13 protein-coding genes are annotated in these 16,053 nt (G+C 66.8%); 10 read left to right on the top strand and 3 right to left on the bottom strand.

From position 1 onward, the window contains the following. Nucleotides 1-2: 2 nt before the first annotated feature. From LPW26_RS09430 to LPW26_RS09440, 3 genes are read left to right on the top strand one after another with little or no spacing between them, the layout of a single operon-like run. Nucleotides 3-1,112: an ATPase gene (locus LPW26_RS09430; protein ID WP_238734577.1), complete on the top strand. Its 1,110-nt coding sequence runs from the start codon at nucleotides 3-5 to the stop codon at nucleotides 1,110-1,112. Continuing rightward, complete coding sequence (locus tag LPW26_RS09435) at nucleotides 1,105-2,481, top strand: vWA domain-containing protein (protein WP_238734578.1); 1,377 nt, start codon at nucleotides 1,105-1,107, stop codon at nucleotides 2,479-2,481. Before LPW26_RS09430 ends, LPW26_RS09435 begins: the two co-directional genes overlap by 8 nt. A gap of 50 nt (nucleotides 2,482-2,531) precedes the next feature. Beyond that, nucleotides 2,532-3,935 (top strand): carotenoid oxygenase family protein, encoded by a 1,404-nt coding sequence (locus tag LPW26_RS09440; RefSeq protein WP_238734580.1) that lies wholly within the window; start codon nucleotides 2,532-2,534, stop codon nucleotides 3,933-3,935. 36 nt (nucleotides 3,936-3,971) lie between these two features. On the opposite strand, the gene LPW26_RS09445 is transcribed toward LPW26_RS09440, so the two are convergent. Further along, a complete protein-coding gene (locus tag LPW26_RS09445) occupies nucleotides 3,972-5,858 on the bottom strand; it encodes a sigma-54-dependent Fis family transcriptional regulator (protein ID WP_238734582.1) in 1,887 nt (628 codons plus the stop codon). A gap of 235 nt (nucleotides 5,859-6,093) precedes the next feature. Between LPW26_RS09445 and adh the strand changes: the two genes are divergently transcribed. Next, nucleotides 6,094-7,614 (top strand): aldehyde dehydrogenase, encoded by a 1,521-nt coding sequence (gene adh, locus LPW26_RS09450; protein ID WP_238734584.1) that lies wholly within the window; start codon nucleotides 6,094-6,096, stop codon nucleotides 7,612-7,614. 185 nt (nucleotides 7,615-7,799) lie between these two features. Further along, on the top strand, nucleotides 7,800-8,951 hold the full coding sequence (gene yiaY, locus LPW26_RS09455; protein ID WP_238734586.1) for an L-threonine dehydrogenase: 1,152 nt from the start codon (nucleotides 7,800-7,802) through the stop codon (nucleotides 8,949-8,951). A gap of 287 nt (nucleotides 8,952-9,238) precedes the next feature. On the opposite strand, the gene LPW26_RS09460 is transcribed toward yiaY, so the two are convergent. Continuing rightward, nucleotides 9,239-10,081: a DUF1194 domain-containing protein gene (locus LPW26_RS09460; RefSeq protein ID WP_238734587.1), complete on the bottom strand. Its 843-nt coding sequence runs from the start codon at nucleotides 10,079-10,081 to the stop codon at nucleotides 9,239-9,241. Between the two features lie 221 nt (nucleotides 10,082-10,302). On the opposite strand from LPW26_RS09460, the gene clpS reads away from it, so the two are divergent. Beyond that, a complete protein-coding gene (clpS, locus tag LPW26_RS09465) occupies nucleotides 10,303-10,614 on the top strand; it encodes an ATP-dependent Clp protease adapter ClpS (RefSeq protein WP_238734588.1) in 312 nt (103 codons plus the stop codon). A gap of 12 nt (nucleotides 10,615-10,626) precedes the next feature. Here clpS and LPW26_RS09470 read toward each other — a convergent pair whose 3' ends face one another. Continuing rightward, nucleotides 10,627-11,334, bottom strand: coding sequence for a TetR/AcrR family transcriptional regulator (locus tag LPW26_RS09470; protein ID WP_238734589.1), 708 nt, complete (start codon nucleotides 11,332-11,334; stop codon nucleotides 10,627-10,629). A gap of 146 nt (nucleotides 11,335-11,480) precedes the next feature. Here LPW26_RS09470 and LPW26_RS09475 point away from each other — a divergent pair, with 146 nt between their 5' ends. From LPW26_RS09475 to LPW26_RS09490, 4 genes are read left to right on the top strand one after another with little or no spacing between them, the layout of a single operon-like run. Then, nucleotides 11,481-12,707: an ABC transporter substrate-binding protein gene (locus LPW26_RS09475; protein WP_406677315.1), complete on the top strand. Its 1,227-nt coding sequence runs from the start codon at nucleotides 11,481-11,483 to the stop codon at nucleotides 12,705-12,707. A gap of 40 nt (nucleotides 12,708-12,747) precedes the next feature. Continuing rightward, nucleotides 12,748-13,557 (top strand): enoyl-CoA hydratase/isomerase family protein, encoded by an 810-nt coding sequence (locus LPW26_RS09480; protein ID WP_238734592.1) that lies wholly within the window; start codon nucleotides 12,748-12,750, stop codon nucleotides 13,555-13,557. Between the two features lie 18 nt (nucleotides 13,558-13,575). Continuing rightward, nucleotides 13,576-15,123, top strand: coding sequence for an acyl-CoA synthetase (locus LPW26_RS09485; RefSeq protein WP_238734593.1), 1,548 nt, complete (start codon nucleotides 13,576-13,578; stop codon nucleotides 15,121-15,123). A 45-nt stretch (nucleotides 15,124-15,168) separates the two neighbouring features. Continuing rightward, nucleotides 15,169-16,035 carry an enoyl-CoA hydratase-related protein gene (locus LPW26_RS09490; protein WP_319942174.1) on the top strand — a complete coding sequence of 289 codons (867 nt, stop codon included), beginning with the start codon at nucleotides 15,169-15,171 and terminating at the stop codon, nucleotides 16,033-16,035. Nucleotides 16,036-16,053 lie beyond the last annotated feature (18 nt).

The raw sequence follows: 16,053 nt of genomic DNA on the forward strand, positions 1-16,053 counted from the left end.
CGATGCACGGCAACCCGATGAATATCCCCCCGGTCTCGATCGCGGCCGCCAAGGCGGCGCTGATCGAACAGTACGGCGAGCCGACTTTGCGGCGGCGCGCCTCGATGCTGTGGGGCACCCGCGGGGTCGGCAAGTCATCGGTCGTCCGCCAGGTCGCCGAGCACTACAAGGTGCCGCTGGTCGATCTCCGGCTCACCACCATCGAGCCCGTCGATATCCGCGGCGCGATCTATGCGGACGAGAACCTCGCCAAGACGGTGTGGTTTCCGCCGGAGTTTCTACCGTCGCCGGATCAGCCCGAAGGGCTGCTGTTTCTCGACGAGCTGACCGCCGCCGACCAGCGGCTGCAGATCTCGGCCTATTCGTTGATCCTGGATCGCCGCGTCGGCAACTACGTGCTGCCCGATGGCTGGCTGGTGGTCGCGGCCGGCAACGCCAGCTTCCACGGCGCGATCAGCCACGACATGGGCACCGCGCTCGCCGACCGGATGTTCCACTTCAACGTCCAGACCGCGATCGACGCCTTCCTCAGCCACGCGATGGCGCGCGACTTCGCGCCGGAGGTGATGGCCTATCTCAAGGTGCGGCCCGACAAGCTCGACGATACGCAGGCGCAGCTGGCCGGCGATCATCTGATCGGCGCCAGCCCGCGCGGCTGGGAAGACATCTCCAACGTGCTGAAGTCGGGCCTGTCCGACTCCGCCAAGCGGCTGTTCGTGCAAGGGCGGATCGGCGCCGCCAATGCGGCCGAGTTCTTCGGCGTGCTGCGCGAGATCAAGGCCGGGACCGACGTGCTGAAGCTGCTGGCGGCGCGTTCCGGCCCGGAAACCGCGGCATTGCTGCCCAGAACGCTGGATGGGCTTTACGGCATGCTGTACGGCCTGCTCGCGGCGTGCAACGATCAGCCGACACTGGCCCGCGCGCTCGAGATCATCGAGCAACTGCCCGACATTCGCGGCAATGTCCCGCTGCCGATCCGCGAGGCTCAGACACTGGCGATGGAGCTGTTGATGCAGCGCGCGCTGGAGAACGGTCTCGAAGCGGCGATCTTCGACAGCCCGGCCTACGCCAGTTATGGCGAACGCCGGCAATTGGAAGCGCAGGATGCCTGACACCGCGGCGCTCTACAGCCATCGCGGAACGCGCGCGATCCAGCGCATGGTCGAGTTTGCGCCTTCCACCGGTGGGCTGGCGCTGTGGGTCCGGCATCAGGACCTGCCCGCCGAGAGCGACGCCGCGACGATCGCGGTGACCGACGGCACCACCGTGTTTTACGGCGCCGCCTTCGACAAGCTGCCGCTCGCCGAGCAGACCGGGCTGGTCGCCCACGAGGTGCTGCACATCGCGCTGCGCCACCCGCAGCGCTTCGTCGAGCTGCAGCGCGTGATCGGCGACGTCGATCTCGAACTCTACACCATCTGCGCCGACGCCATCGTCAACTCCACGCTCGCCCATCTCAGCTGGCTCAAGCTGCCGGCCATGTCGGTGATGCTGGAGCAGCTCCTCGTCCAGGCGCTGAAGCGCGAGCAAGCGCCCGAAGCGGCGCTGCTGGAATGGGACGTCGAGAAACTGTACCGCGCGATCGACGATCGCGACGAGACCGCCAATAACGGCAAGCAAAAGTCACGTGACGCATCGCGCTCCGGCTCCGAGGCGGATGACGCCGGCAGCGGCGGACGCAATCCATCGCAGTCGCAGTCGGATTCCGCGAAAGAGAGCACGGAGCAGCGCGCCGACGGCGCCCGCTCCGCCAAGGTCCGCCAACTCGGCGCCGGCGGCGCGCGCGATCTGATCCCGAATGCGGAGTCGCAATCGGCACCGGAGGCCGAAGCCGAACACGCCCGCGACTGGAGCGAGCGCATCCTGCGCGGCCACGCCGGCGACGGCGCGTTCTCGATGCTGCGCACGTTGATCGCCGATCTGCCGCGGACCCGCACGCCCTGGGCGCAGGTGCTGCGTGTCCAGCTGGCGCGCGGGTTGGCGCGCAAGCCGGCGCTGACCTGGTCGCGGCCGGCACGCTCCTACATTGCCAATCAGGGCCGCTCCGGACGGCATCGCATGCCGTTCGAGCCTGGCTTTCAGGCCACCAAGAACGAGCCGCGGCTGGCACTGATCATCGACGTCTCGGGCTCGATCGACGACCGGCTGATCGAACGCTTCGCCAACGAGATCGAGACCATCCTGCGACGGCAGGAAGCCGGGCTGGTCCTGATCATCGGTGACGAGCGTGTCCGGCAGGTCGAATGGTTCGAGCCCGGCCGCCGCTTCGTGCTCGGCGAGATATCCTTCAGCGGCGGCGGCGGCACCGACTTCACGCCGCTGCTCGCCGAAGCAGACAGGCACAAGCCGGACATCGCCGTGGTGCTGACCGATCTCGAAGGGCCGGCGGATTTCAAGCCACGTTGGCCGGTGATCTGGGCCGTGCCGGAAACGCAGTCGCAGGCGGCACAACCGTTCGGCCGGCTGCTGACATTGAACTAAGACAATTACACTAAGTCGATTGCGACGATGAACATCGTCAGGAGCATGCCATGCTGCAAGTCGTCGGAATTCCAGATGCGTGCGACAATCTCGCGCCGATCCCGATGGAGTGCGACGCGCCGTTTTTGCCGATCAAGGGCGAACTGCCGCGCGAGCTGAACGGCACGCTCTATCGCAACGGCGCCAACCCGCAATTCGCCTCAAAGAACGCGCATTGGTTCTTCGGCGATGGCATGCTGCACGCTTTCCAAATCGAGAACGGACGCGTCAGCTACCGCAACCGCTGGGTCCGCACGCCGAAATGGCTGGCCGAGCACGAAGCCGGCCGGCCGCTCTACGGCGAGTTCAACATGAAGCTACCCGACGCGCCGCGCTCCACGCCGGACGACGGCAACGTCGCCAACACCAACATCGTGTACCACGCCGGTCGGCTGCTGGCGCTGGAAGAAGCGCATCTGCCGATGGAGATCGAGCCCGGCACGCTGGCGACACGCGGTTATCACGACTACGGAGGCGCGCTGAAGGGGCCGTTCACGGCGCACCCGAAGATCGACCCGGTGACCGGCGAGATGCTGTTCTTCGGCTACAATGCCGCCGGTCCCTTGAAGCGCACGATGTCGTTCGGCGCCGTCGACGCCTCGGGGCACGTCACGCGGCTCGAGTACTTCAAGGCGCCCTATGCGGCGATGGTGCACGACTTCATCGTCACCGAGAACTACGTGCTGTTTCCGATCCTGCCGCTGACCGGCAGCATGTGGCGCGCGATACGAGGCAAGCCGCCTTACGCTTGGGAGCCGGCAAAAGGCGCCTATGTCGGGGTGATGAAGCGCAGCGGCACGACGCGCGACATCCGCTGGTTCCGCGGCGACGCCTGCTTCGTCTTCCACGTCATGAACGCGTGGGAGGACGGCACCAAGATCGTCGCCGACGTGATGCAGTCGGAAGTCGCGCCGCTGTTTCCGCATCCGGACGGCCGCCGCACCGACTCGGAGAAGGGCCGCGCCCGGCTGTGCCGCTGGAGTTTCGACATGGCCAGCAACAGCAGCGGCTTTTCGCGCAATTATCTCGACGAGATCAGCGGCGAGTTTCCGCGGATCGACGAACGCCGCGCCGGCCTGCCCAACCGTCACGGCTGGTACGCCTGCGCCAGCCCGGAAACCCCGATGCTCGGCATGCTGACCGGGCTGGTGCATGTCGACGGCGACGGCACTCGCCGCGCCCGCTATCTGCTGCCGGCCGGCGACACCATCGGCGAGCCGGTGTTCGTGCCGCGGACGCCGGATGCGGAGGAAGCCGACGGCTGGCTGCTAACCGTAATCTGGCGCGGCTGCGAGAACCGCAGCGACCTCGCGGTGTTCAACGCCGCCGATATCGGCAGCGGCCCGATCGCCCTGGTCCAACTCGGCCACCGCGTGCCGGACGGCTTTCACGGCAACTGGGTGGCGGCGCGCTGAGGGTCACGCCTCACGCGAGGACTTGGCCGCATTTGCTCAAGGGCCGCCGTCTTTCTCCTTGAGCAGGCGGCGATAGTACGTGCTTCGATCGATCCCGAGACGGCGCGCGGCGCGGGAGACGTTGCCGCCGCTGGCGTCGAGCGCTGCCTGCAACGCCGAGCGAGTCTGCGCGGCCAGCGAGAGCGGTGGCGGAGCGCTGATCACCGCGTCGCACGATGGCGCCACCGCGCGAATCTCTGCCGGCAGCGCCGAGACGTCGACCGGCTGGCCCGGCTCGCCAAGCACCATCAGGGCGCGCAGCGTGCCGACCAGCTGGCGGAAATTGCCCGGCCACTCATAGGCGGCGAGCAGCCGCTCGACCTCCATCGACAGCTCGACGCCCGCCGTCTCGCCGCCAAGCTGGCGCCACAGCCGGCGCACCAGTGCGAGCCGGTCCGGATGATGCCGGACCGGCGGCCGCTCGACGACATATTGGGCGATGCGGAAGTACAGATCCTGCCGGAACGCGCCGGCTGCCAGCAATGTCGACAACGACTGATGCGTGGCGCAGATCAGCGCGAAGTCGACCGGCACCGGCTTTCCGCCGCCGAGCGGCGACACCTGCTTGTCCTGCAGCACGCGGAGCAGACGGCTCTGCAGCGACAGCGGCATGTCTCCGATCTCGTCGAGAAACAGCACGCCGCCGTCCGCCTGGCGCAACAGACCCGGCGCGCCCTGGCGCCGCGCACCGGTGAAGGCGCCGGCCTCGTAACCGAACAGCTCGGACTCGATCAGGCCTTCGGGCAGCGCCGCACAATTGACCGGCACGAACGGCTTGTTGTGCCGGTCGCTCTCGGCGTGGACACGGCGCGCAAACACGTCCTTGCCGGAGCCGGTTTCGCCGAGCAGCAGCAACGGAATGCCCGCGTTGACCAGACGCACCGCCCGCACCAGCGATGCCTGCATTTCCTCGCCGAGGATCGGCTCGATCTCGCACGACGCTGCGGGCGCCGGTGCCGCACGAGCGGTTGCAGGAACGCTCCGGGAGGGCCGACGAGGAGCATCCAAGAGACGGCCGTAGAGCCGCGTCCCTTCCGGCCCGCGCAGCGGCTGGATCTGATAGGACGGCCGAATTCCCGGCAGCACCGCCGCCAGCTTCGCCCGGTTGATCGATGACCAGTCGAGCTTCATCAGGTCGAGGCCGCGCCGATTGGCGCCGACCAGCACGCCATCCGCAAAGGCCAGCACGCCCTCCCGCGGCGTGCCGACCAGCGCACGGTCCGCATGAAAGCGGAGCATCGTGCAGTGCTCGAACCCCTCGCTGAAGAAGCGATGTTCGATCTGCTCGGCCGCGAGGCGCATCAATCCGAGGGCGTGGACGTGGCGGATCGCTGCGGGCCCGGTCATGTCGAGCGCGCCTGCGATATTGCCGTAGGGATCGATCAGCGGGGCGGCCGCACAGGCCAGGATCCTGTGGTGCTCGAAGAAATGCTCCGCACCATGCACGGCGATCGGCTGCCGCTCGACCAGCGCCGTTCCGATCGCATTGGTGCCGGTGGCGGCCTCGCTCCAAGACACGCCGGGCCGCAGCGCCACTTCGGCGGCGCGTCCCGCGAAGGCGGCGTCGCCGACCATATCGAGCAGCACGCCCGCCGTATCGGTGAGAACTACTACACTACCAGTCAGCCGCGCATCGCCCTGGAGCGCATCCAGCTCGGGGCGAGCCAGGCGACTGAGCCGGGCGTGACGCTCTTGAAGCTCACGCAACTCATGAGCAGTTGGTAGTTCCGGCGAGGGCGAGCGGCTGACGTCGAGCCCCTGCCCGGCGCATCGCTCCCACGACCGCAGGATCGGTGCCGCGACAATTCCAGAAGCTGACCGTCCTTCGTCGAAGAAGCGACGACGCGCGACGAAAACGGCATCATGACTTGATGCAGGCGACATGGGCGTCTCCGGGGGTGTTGGATTCTGCAACAGCTGTTGCGTCCAACTGATCGCAGTATCACACGCAGTGTCGCGCGCTGTCCAGAGAGCGAACGTCATCGCCGATTTACGCCGGATAGAATCATCCCAGACTTATCAACGGACTGCGCGGTCGGTCGCAGCCCTACGCTCCTCCCCCGATGAATTGGCACGCAATGTGCGTAGTTGACCGCGCTTTAATAAACGGGAGGACACCATGAACATCATCACGACACTGCAGCCCAAGGCGAGTTCGATCTTCAAGGCCCGCTACGGCAACTTCATCGGCGGGCGCTGGGTGGAGCCGCTCGACGGGCGTTACTTCGACGACACCACGCCGATTACCGGCGGTAAGATCACCGAGATTCCGCGCTCTCAGAAGGAAGACATCGAACTCGCGCTCGATGCCGCCCACTCCGCGAGCCCCGGCTGGGCGAAGACGACCACGACCGAACGATCACTCATTCTCAATCGCATCGCGGACCGGATGGAGGCCAATCTCGATTTGCTCGCGACTGCGGAAACGCTCGACAACGGCAAGCCGATCCGCGAAACGCGCGCCGCCGATCTGCCACTCGCGATCGATCACTTCCGTTACTTCGCAGGTGCACTACGCGCCCAGGAAGGCTCGATCTCCGAGATCGACCACGACACCATCGCATATCATTTCCACGAGCCGCTCGGCGTCGTCGGCCAGATCATTCCGTGGAACTTCCCACTGCTGATGGCGGCCTGGAAGCTGGCACCGGCGATCGCCGCCGGCAACTGCGTGGTGCTCAAGCCCGCCGAGCAGACGCCGGCGTCGATCCTGGTGTGGGCCGAGCTGATCGGCGATCTGCTGCCACCGGGTGTGCTCAACATCGTCAACGGCTTCGGCGTCGAGGCCGGCAAGCCGCTGGCGTCGAGCCCGCGCATCGCCAAGATCGCCTTCACCGGCGAGACCTCGACCGGCCGGCTGATCATGCAATACGCCAGCGAGAATCTGGTGCCGGTGTCGCTCGAGCTCGGCGGCAAATCGCCGAACATCTTCTTCGGCGACGTCACGGCCGAAGACGATCCGTTCCTCGACAAGGCGATCGAAGGCTTCGTGATGTTCGCGCTCAACCAGGGCGAGGTGTGCACCTGCCCGAGCCGCGCGCTGGTGCAGGAGTCGATCTATGATCGCTTCATGGAGCGCGCGCTCGCCCGCGTCGCCGCCATCCGCCAGGGCGACCCGCGCGATCCGGCGACGATGATCGGCGCGCAGGCGTCCCAGGAACAGCTCGACAAGATCCTTTCCTACATCGACATCGGCCGGCAGGAAGGCGCCGAGCTGCTCGCCGGCGGCGCCCGCGCGCAGCTTCCCGGCGAACTCGCCGGCGGCTACTACGTGACTCCGACCGTGTTCCGCGGCCACAACCAGATGCGGATCTTCCAGGAAGAGATCTTCGGCCCCGTGGTGTCGGTCACCACCTTCAAGGACGAAGCCGAAGCGCTCGCGATCGCCAACGACACCCAGTATGGCCTTGGTGCCGGCGTCTGGACGCGGGACGGCACCCGCGCCTATCGGTTCGGGCGGGCGATTGCCGCCGGCCGGGTGTGGACCAATTGCTACCACGCCTATCCGGCCCACGCCGCTTTCGGCGGCTACAAGCAATCCGGCATCGGGCGTGAGACCCACAAGATGATGCTCGATCACTATCAGCACACCAAGAACCTGCTGGTGAGCTACGGCACCGGACCGCTCGGCTTTTTCTAGGACGAACTGATTTCACCGGCGGGTGCAGAGCACTCGGCCGCAGCAATGCCGGACGGCGTTTCCCGCGCCGTCCGGACAGCAGGGCCTTGCCCTGAAGTACCGAGCGCATCCGAGCCGGCGCATTCGTCCGGCCGGAGCGCTTATCGACCACCAACCTCAAAACAAACGCATGGAAGGAAGCACCAATGACCGCAACGACCTTTTTCATTCCCTCCCTCAACCTGTTCGGCGCCGGCTGCGTGTCGAGCGCCGCGGACCACGCCAAGTCCCGCGGCTTCAAGCGCGCGCTGATCGTCACCGACAGTGGCCTGCACAAGCTCGGGGTCGCCGACCAGATCGCCTCGATGCTGGTCGAGCGCGGCGTGGGCAGCGTGATCTTCCCCGGCGCGAAGCCGAACCCGACCATCAGGAACGTCGAGGACGGGCTCGCGCTCTTGAAGCAGGAGAACTGCGACTGCGTGATCTCGCTCGGGGGCGGCTCGGCGCACGACTGCGCCAAGGGCATCGCGCTCACCGCCACCAATGGCGGCAGCATCAAGGACTACGAAGGCGTCGACAAGTCGGCGCACGCCCAGCTGCCGCTGATCGCCGTCAACACCACCGCCGGAACGGCGAGCGAAATGACCCGCTTCTGCATCATCACCGACGAGGAGCGTCAGGTGAAGATGGCGATCGTCGATCGCCACACCACGCCGCTGCTGTCGGTCAACGATCCGGTACTGATGCTCGGCAAGCCTCCGGCCCTGACGGCCGCCACCGGCATGGATGCGCTGACCCATGCGATCGAAGCCTATGTGTCGATCGCCGCGACGCCGATCACCGACGCCTGCGCGCTGAAAGCGATGTCGATCATCTCGAATAGCCTGCGGACGGTGGTGGCCGAGGGACAGAACCTCGCCGCCCGCGAGGCGATGTCCTATGCGGGCTTCCTCGCCGGCATGGCGTTCAACAACGCCTCGCTCGGCTATGTGCACGCGATGGCACATCAGCTCGGCGGCTTCTACGATCTGCCGCACGGCGTCTGCAACGCGGTGCTGCTGCCGCACGTGCAGGCCTACAACGCGCAGGTCGCGGCCGGCCGGCTGAAGGACGTTGCCCACGCGCTCGGCGTCGACATCACCGGCATGTCCGACGCGCAAGGCGCCGACGCCGCCATCCACGCCATCCAGCGGCTGTCGGCCGATGTCGGCATTCCGGCGGGCCTCGGCGGGCTCGGCATGAAGGAGACCGACGTGCCGATTCTCGCCGCCAATGCGCTGAAGGATGCCTGCGGCTTCACCAATCCGAAGCAGGCGACGCAAACCGAGATCGAAACCATCTTCCGCGCCGCCGCCTGACGGCTCGTCTCACCACAGCGGACGCGCACGGCGCGTCCGCTTCCTGGCGGAACGCCTCGTCATGCCCCACCGCCTCCGTCATTCCGGGGCGCGCAGCGAAGCGGAGCGAATCCGAAATCTGCAACGGGCACTGTCCCTGCATCCGCCGCACGCGCGGCTCGCGCGTGTCTACCGTCTCGCAGAACGCAGCGGGATTCCGGGTTCGCTCACTTCGTCCGCGCCCCGTAATGACGGACGCGGAGTTGCATTCCGCGCGTCACGGAACGACGGGGAGAATGCAACACTCACTACCGTCCCCACCTGTCCTGCCAGATCTTCTCACCGACCAGGCATGATACCCGCGGCGTGCGGTCCTGTTCGGCGACCGGCACAATGCGGCCGGGCGGCGTCAGGCCGGCGACTTCCATCACCAGCTTGGTGTGGATCGCTTCCTTGAACTTGTCGCGGCTCTTGATCGTGACCACGAACGCGCCGGGGCCGCCGATCACGCAGTCCTCGTAGTAATAATCGAGGTTCTCGATATCCATGGTGGAGTACGACGGCTCCTTCACCATGATCGGCAGGCCGTTGATGATGATGCCCTTCTCGACCGCGGCGTCGCGCGCCAGGGTCACCGGCTCGCCGTTGTTGTTGGGGCCGTCGCCGGAAATATCGATGACGCGGCGCAGGCCGTGATACGGGTTCTGATCGAACAGCGGCACCGCGAAATTGATCGCACCGGAGATCGACGTGCGCGAGGCGCGGCGCAGCGGCGCGTTCATGATCTCGGTGGCGACCGCGTCGGCGGACTCCGGGCCTTCGATCACCTGCCACGGCAGGATGATCTTCTGATCGCCCGACGCCGCCCATTCGAAATACGTCACGGCGATGCGGCCGGTCGGCCCGGTCTTCAGCGTCTTGAGGAAATCGCTGGAGCGGATCGCCTGGGCATAGCCCTCGCGCTGCACCGCGAGCTCGTCGACATCCATCGAGTAGGAGACGTCGACGGCGAGCACCAGCTCGACATCGACCGTCTTGGAATCGTCAATGCGGTCGGCGAGTTGCGGCATGCGGTTCGGCGCGGCAAGCCCCGCCACCATCCCGGCCGCCGTGACGGCGGCGGCCATCGTGCCGATCGAGATCCACCGCATCGCACGCCTCCGCTCGAGGATGACACGATGGTGACATGCCGGACCGGAGGCGCAACCGCAAAGCCGGTTCCGCCGCGATCACGTTTCAGTCACTTGCTAGCAGCCAGGCCGCGCGAACAAACAGCCACTGCACCGAAAATGCGCAGAGCGAGGCGCCGCGCAGGTTTCGCGCGCGGCCCCGGAGTTGTAAACTGAGAGCGATCCACCACGGTGTAAGGCTCATGAGCAATATCGATGTCGTCACGCGGCGGGCCACCAAGACCAAGCCGAAGGTCGAGCGGCCGAAGCTGCACAAGGTGATCCTGGTCAACGACGACTTCACGCCGCGCGACTTCGTGGTGCACATCCTCAAGGCCGAGTTCCGGATGACCGAGGATCAGGCCACCAAGGTGATGCTGACCGCGCATCAGCGCGGCGTCTGCGTGGTCGCGGTGTTCACCAAGGACGTCGCCGAAACCAAGGCAACCCGCGCCACCGACGCCGGCCGCGCCAAGGGCTATCCGCTGCTGTTCACCACCGAGCCGGAGGAATAGCGGCGGGCGGAGTTATCCGGCTGCTTCGTCGCGCAAGCGGGCGCGTGCTTTCGCCGCCAGCTTGCCGCCTTGCGCCGGCTGGGCGCGTTTGCCGTAAGTCGCCAGCCGCCTCAACATCGCCTTCTGCCCGGCAGCCGTCGCGGCGCCGCGCAGCGCCAGGGCGTAGCCGTAGCCGACCGCCGGCTGGATGTCCTCGAGCTCGATCTCTGCGATCACCCAATGCAGCATCACCGATCGAAACGTGTAGTCGAGGTTGCGCAGCAGCAGCGCGGTGTCGATCTCCGGCAGTAAAAGCCCGGCCTCGACGGCGTCGTCGAGCAGCCGCAGCCAGAAATCGTGCCGCTTGGGATTGAAGATCGCGCCGCGCTCCTCCGAACCGGACGCCGCCAGAATGCTGGCCCACAGCGCGCGATAGAATGCCGGATCGGCCTCGTAGTAACTCACCGCCAATCGTGCGGCCCCGAGGATGCGGTCGAGCGGATCGAGCGTGCGCAGCTGGGCGAAGCGTGTGCCGAAGCCTTCGATGTCTTCCAGCACCGCGACCAGCACCGCCCGCTTGGAGCCGAACAGATTGTAGGGCGTCGCCAGGCTGACGCCGGCGCGGGCCGCGAGCGATCGCATCGACAGCCCCGGATCGCCGGTCTCGCGAATGAGATCGCGCGCCGCCTGAACGATCCGCGACCGCCGTTCCGCCTTTGCCGTTTCTCGCCGGCCGCTCATCGAATCCATCCGCCGCTGCTGATCGCCGCCACCATAATGGTCGATTGACACCCCGAAAAACTTATATCACGTTATAAAAAAGCGGGCGCGCCGCGCGGCGTCGCGACACCGCACGATCGGGAGGATACGCCATGCGTCTGCGCGAAATGCCGCGTCTGCGGCCGATGATCTGTGCCCTGATGGCCGGCGTGGTGTTGGCGACGGCCTCGACCATGGCGACCGCGCAGACGGCGAAGCCCGACATCAAGCTCGGCAATATCGCGCCCTACAGCGGCCCGGCATCGGCCTACAGCGCCTTCGCCAAGACCGAGGCCGCTTACTTCCGGATGGTCAACGAACAGGGCGGGATCAACGGCCGCAAGGTTCAGTTCCTTTCCTATGACGACGCCTACAGCCCCGCCAAGGCGGTCGAACAGGCCCGCAAGCTGGTCGAGCAGGACGAGGTCATCGCGATCTTCCAGGCGGTCGGCACGCCGTCGAACGCCGCGATCATGAAGTACATGAACATCAAGAAGGTGCCGCAACTGCTGTCGGCGACCGGCGCGTCGAAATTCGGCGACCCGAAGAACTTCCCCTGGACGATGGGCTTTTCCACCTCGGTCTACCGGATCGAAAGCGCGATCTACGCCCGCCACATCATGGCGAACTACCCGGACGGCAAGGTCGCGGTGCTGTACCCCAACGACGATTACGGCCGCGACATCTACGGCGGCTTCAAGGACGCGCTCGGCGCCAAGGCCAAGACCGTGATCATCGCCGAGGCGGCCTACGACAGCTCCGACCCGACCATCGACTCGCAGATCAGCAAGCTGAAAGCCTCGGGCGCCGACATCTTCGTCAACTTCTCGACGCCGCGCTTCGGCGCGCTGGCGATCCGCCGCGTCGCCGAACTCGGCTGGAAGCCGGTGCATTTCATCAACACCACCGCGGCCTCGATCGCCACGGTGTTCAAGCCGGCCGGCCTCGACAATTCCACCGGCCTGATCACCGCGACCTCGATCAAGGAGCCGCTCGACCCGCGGTACGCCGACGACCCCGGCGTGCAGGAATATCTGACCTTCATGAAGACCTACAATCCGGAGGGCGACGTCGCCAACGGCCAGAACGCCTACGGCTTCCTCGCCTCGCAGGTGATGCACAAGGTCATCGAGCAATGCGGCGACGACGTCTCGCGCGCCAACATCATGAAGCAGGCGGCGAATCTCAAGGGGCTCAAATTCGGACTGCTGTTCGACGGCATCACCGTCAACACCAGCCCCGACAACTACTTTCCGATCACGCAGATGCAGTTGCTGCGCTTCAACGGCAAGACCTTCGACAAGGTCGGCCCGGTGATGACCGAGACCGTGTTGCAGCCGGCGTCGCAGGATTGAGCGCCGCCTCGCCTCCGCCCCTCATCGACAGGAATGGATCATGAGCGCACGACCGGCCATCGCGCCGCAGGATTTCGAATGCCTGGTCTATCAGGTGACCGACCACGTCGCGCTGATCCGCCTCGATCGGCCCGAGCGGCGCAACGCGCTGAACCGGCGCGCCTATGACGAACTGGAGTCGGCGTTTCGCGCGGCCTCTGCCGATCTCGATGTGCGCTGCGTCGTCGTCACCGGCAGTGATCCGGCGTTCTGCTCCGGCGAGGACGTCAAGGAGATGATGACCGGCGAAAAGAAAGCCGCGCCGCCGATGGTACGCCGGCCGCCGACGCCCGCCGCGATGGCGGCACTGGAATGCGACGTGCCGGTGATCGCGGCCGTCAACGGCTCGGCGGTGGGATGGGGCATGGAGCTGGCGCTGTACGCCGATATCCGCCTCGCATCCGAACGGGCGCAATTCGCCGAACTGTTCATCCGCCGCGGCCTGATCTGCGACGTCGGCGGCCTGCTGCGGCTGCCGGCGATCGTCGGCCCGGCCAAGGCCGCGGAGCTGCTCTACACAGGCGACGTCATCGACGCGCACGAGGCTGCACGGATCGGGCTGGTCGGCGAAGTCACCGCGCACGCCGAGCTGATGCCGACGGCGATGGCGCTGACGGCACGTATCGCGAAAAATTCGCCGCTGGCGCTGCGCTACATGAAGGAAGGGTTGCGCCGCGCCGGCCAGCAGAATGCGCGGGACACCGGCAGCTGGGCGATCGAGACCATCTACAAATTGTTCGAGACCGAGGACCACCGTGAAGGTGTCCGCAGTTTCCTCGAAAAACGCGAACCGGTGTTCACCGGGCGCTGAGCAGCAGGAGCACGGCGCATGACTTCGTGGGTCAGGATCGGTGACCTCGTCAAGAGCAAGACCGAGATCGATGAGCGCGCGCGTCGCGCGGCGGCCGGCTACGCCAAGCTCGGCGTGACTGCGGGCGACGTCGTCGCGGTCTATATGCGCAACGATTTCGCGCTGATGGAAGCCGCGCTGGCCGCGGGCCTGTGCGGCGCCTATGTGGTGCCGGTCAACTGGCACAACACGCCGGAGGAAGCCCGCTACGTGCTGGAGAATTCCGGCGCGAAGGTGCTGGTGATCCACGCCGATCTCTGGCGCGCGGTGCAGCAGGCGATCCCCGAGGGCGTCGAGGTGCTGGTCGCCGAAACGCCGCCGATGCTGCGCGCGGACTACCATGTCAGTGACGAAGCAGCGGCCGTCGCGCCTGGGCTGCGGGCCTTCGAGAACTGGCTGATGCAGCACGCGCCGGCGCAGCCGCCGTTCCCGACCTCGCCGGGTTCGATGATCTACACCTCGGGCACGACCGGCCATCCCAAGGGTGTCCGCCGCCAGCCGCCGACGCCGGAGCAGGCTGCGGCGAGCCAGCAGATGATGCGCACGGTCGGCGGCCTGATCGGCTGGGAGGATCGGCTCGGCGACGCGACGCTGCTGATCCCGGGTCCAGCGTATCACTCCAGCCCGAACGGCTGGATGTATTCGTTCTACAACATGGGCACCAACCTCGTGGTCGAACCGCGCTTCGACGCCGAGCGGATGCTGGCGACCATCGCGGCGCACCGCGTCACCCATGCTCTCGTCGTGCCGACGATGTTCGTGCGGCTGCTGGCACTGCCGGCGGAAACACGCGCGCGCTACGATCTGTCGAGCCTGGTCCACGTCATGCACGTCGGATCGCCCTGCCCGCCGCACGTCAAGCGAGCGATGATCGACTGGTGGGGTCCGATCATCACCGAGCACTACGGCTCCACTGAAGTCGGCGCGGTGACCAACTGCACCGCGGACGAATGGTTGGCGCATCCCGGCACGGTGGGACGCCGGCTCGACGGCTGCACCGTAGTGATCATGGACGCGGAGGGCCGCGTGCTGCCGCCGGGGCAGAGCGGCGAAGTGGTCTGCGGCCGCGAGCGCTTTCCGGAATTCACCTACCACGGCGATCCGGCCAAGCGGGCCAAGTCGGCGCGCGGCGATCTGGTGGCGACCGGCGACATCGGCTTCTTCGATGAGGACGGCTATCTGTACCTGTCGGGCCGCGCCGGCGACATGATCATCTTCGGCGGCACCAACGTCTATCCGGCGGAGATCGAGGCGGAGCTGATGAAGGTGCCCGGCATCGCCGACTGCGCGGTGTTCGGCATTCCCGACGAGGATTTCGGCGAGACCGTCTGCGCCTTCATCCAGCCGGATATCGGCGAGGTGCTGAGCGCCGAAGCGATCCGCGCCGAGCTGAAGCCGCGGCTCGCTGGCTACAAGATCCCGAAGCGGATCGAATTCGCCAGCGCGCTGCCGCGCGAGGACACCGGCAAGATCTTCAAGCGCAAGCTGAAGGAGCCGTTCTGGCGCGACGCCGGTCGCACGATCTGACGGCGCCAATCGAGCACACTGCTCTCATCTTTCAGGACGGACACCGTGAGCTACCAACAGATCACCTGCAGCATGGACGGCGCGATCCTGATCATCACGCTGAACCGGCCCGACAAGCTGAACGCCTACACCGGCGCCATGGGCAGCGAAATCGAGGCGGCGTTTCGCGACGCCGACGTGGACGATGACGTCCGCGCCATCATCGTCACCGGCGCCGGCCGGGCGTTCTGCGCCGGCGCCGACGTCTCGGGCGGCGCCGCCAGCTTCGACACCTCGGGCGCACATGGCGCCGGCGTGTTCGGCAACCGGCTGACCAGCGGCGCGCCGCGATCGGGCAGCGGATTCGTCGATGCGATCTTCCGTTGCCGCAAGCCGTCGATCGCCGCGATCAACGGTCCGGCGGTCGGCATCGGCATCACCATGACGTTGCCGATGGATGTCCGCATCGCGGCGACCGGCGCCAAGATCGGGTTCATTTTTGCGCAACGCGGCCTCGTCCCCGAAGCCGGCAGCGCATGGTTCCTGCCCAAGCTGGTCGGACTGCCGCAGGCGCTGCGCTGGGCGATCTCCGGCCGCACCTTCGCGGCGGAGGAAGCGCTCCGCGGCGGCCTCGTCAGCGAACTCACCACGCCGGAGCAGTTGCTCGACCGCGCCAAGGAGATCGCGCGCGAACTCACCGAACAGACCTCGCCGGTGTCGGTCGCGCTGACCCGGCAGATGCTGTGGCGGTTCGCCGGTGCTCCCGACCCTTACGGAGTGCTGGCGATCGACGGCGCGATGTCGATCGAGCGTGGCCGTCATCCCGACGTCCGCGAAGGTGTCGCCTCGTTCTTCGAGAAGCGCGCTCCGGCGTTTCCCGGCAAGGTCTCGCAGGACATGCCGCCGCAGTATCCATGGTGGGATGAGGATTGAGGGCAGCGGCCGCGCGGC

This window comes from Rhodopseudomonas infernalis, from assembly GCF_022271405.1.
GTDB classification, from domain to species: domain Bacteria; phylum Pseudomonadota; class Alphaproteobacteria; order Rhizobiales; family Xanthobacteraceae; genus Rhodopseudomonas; species Rhodopseudomonas infernalis.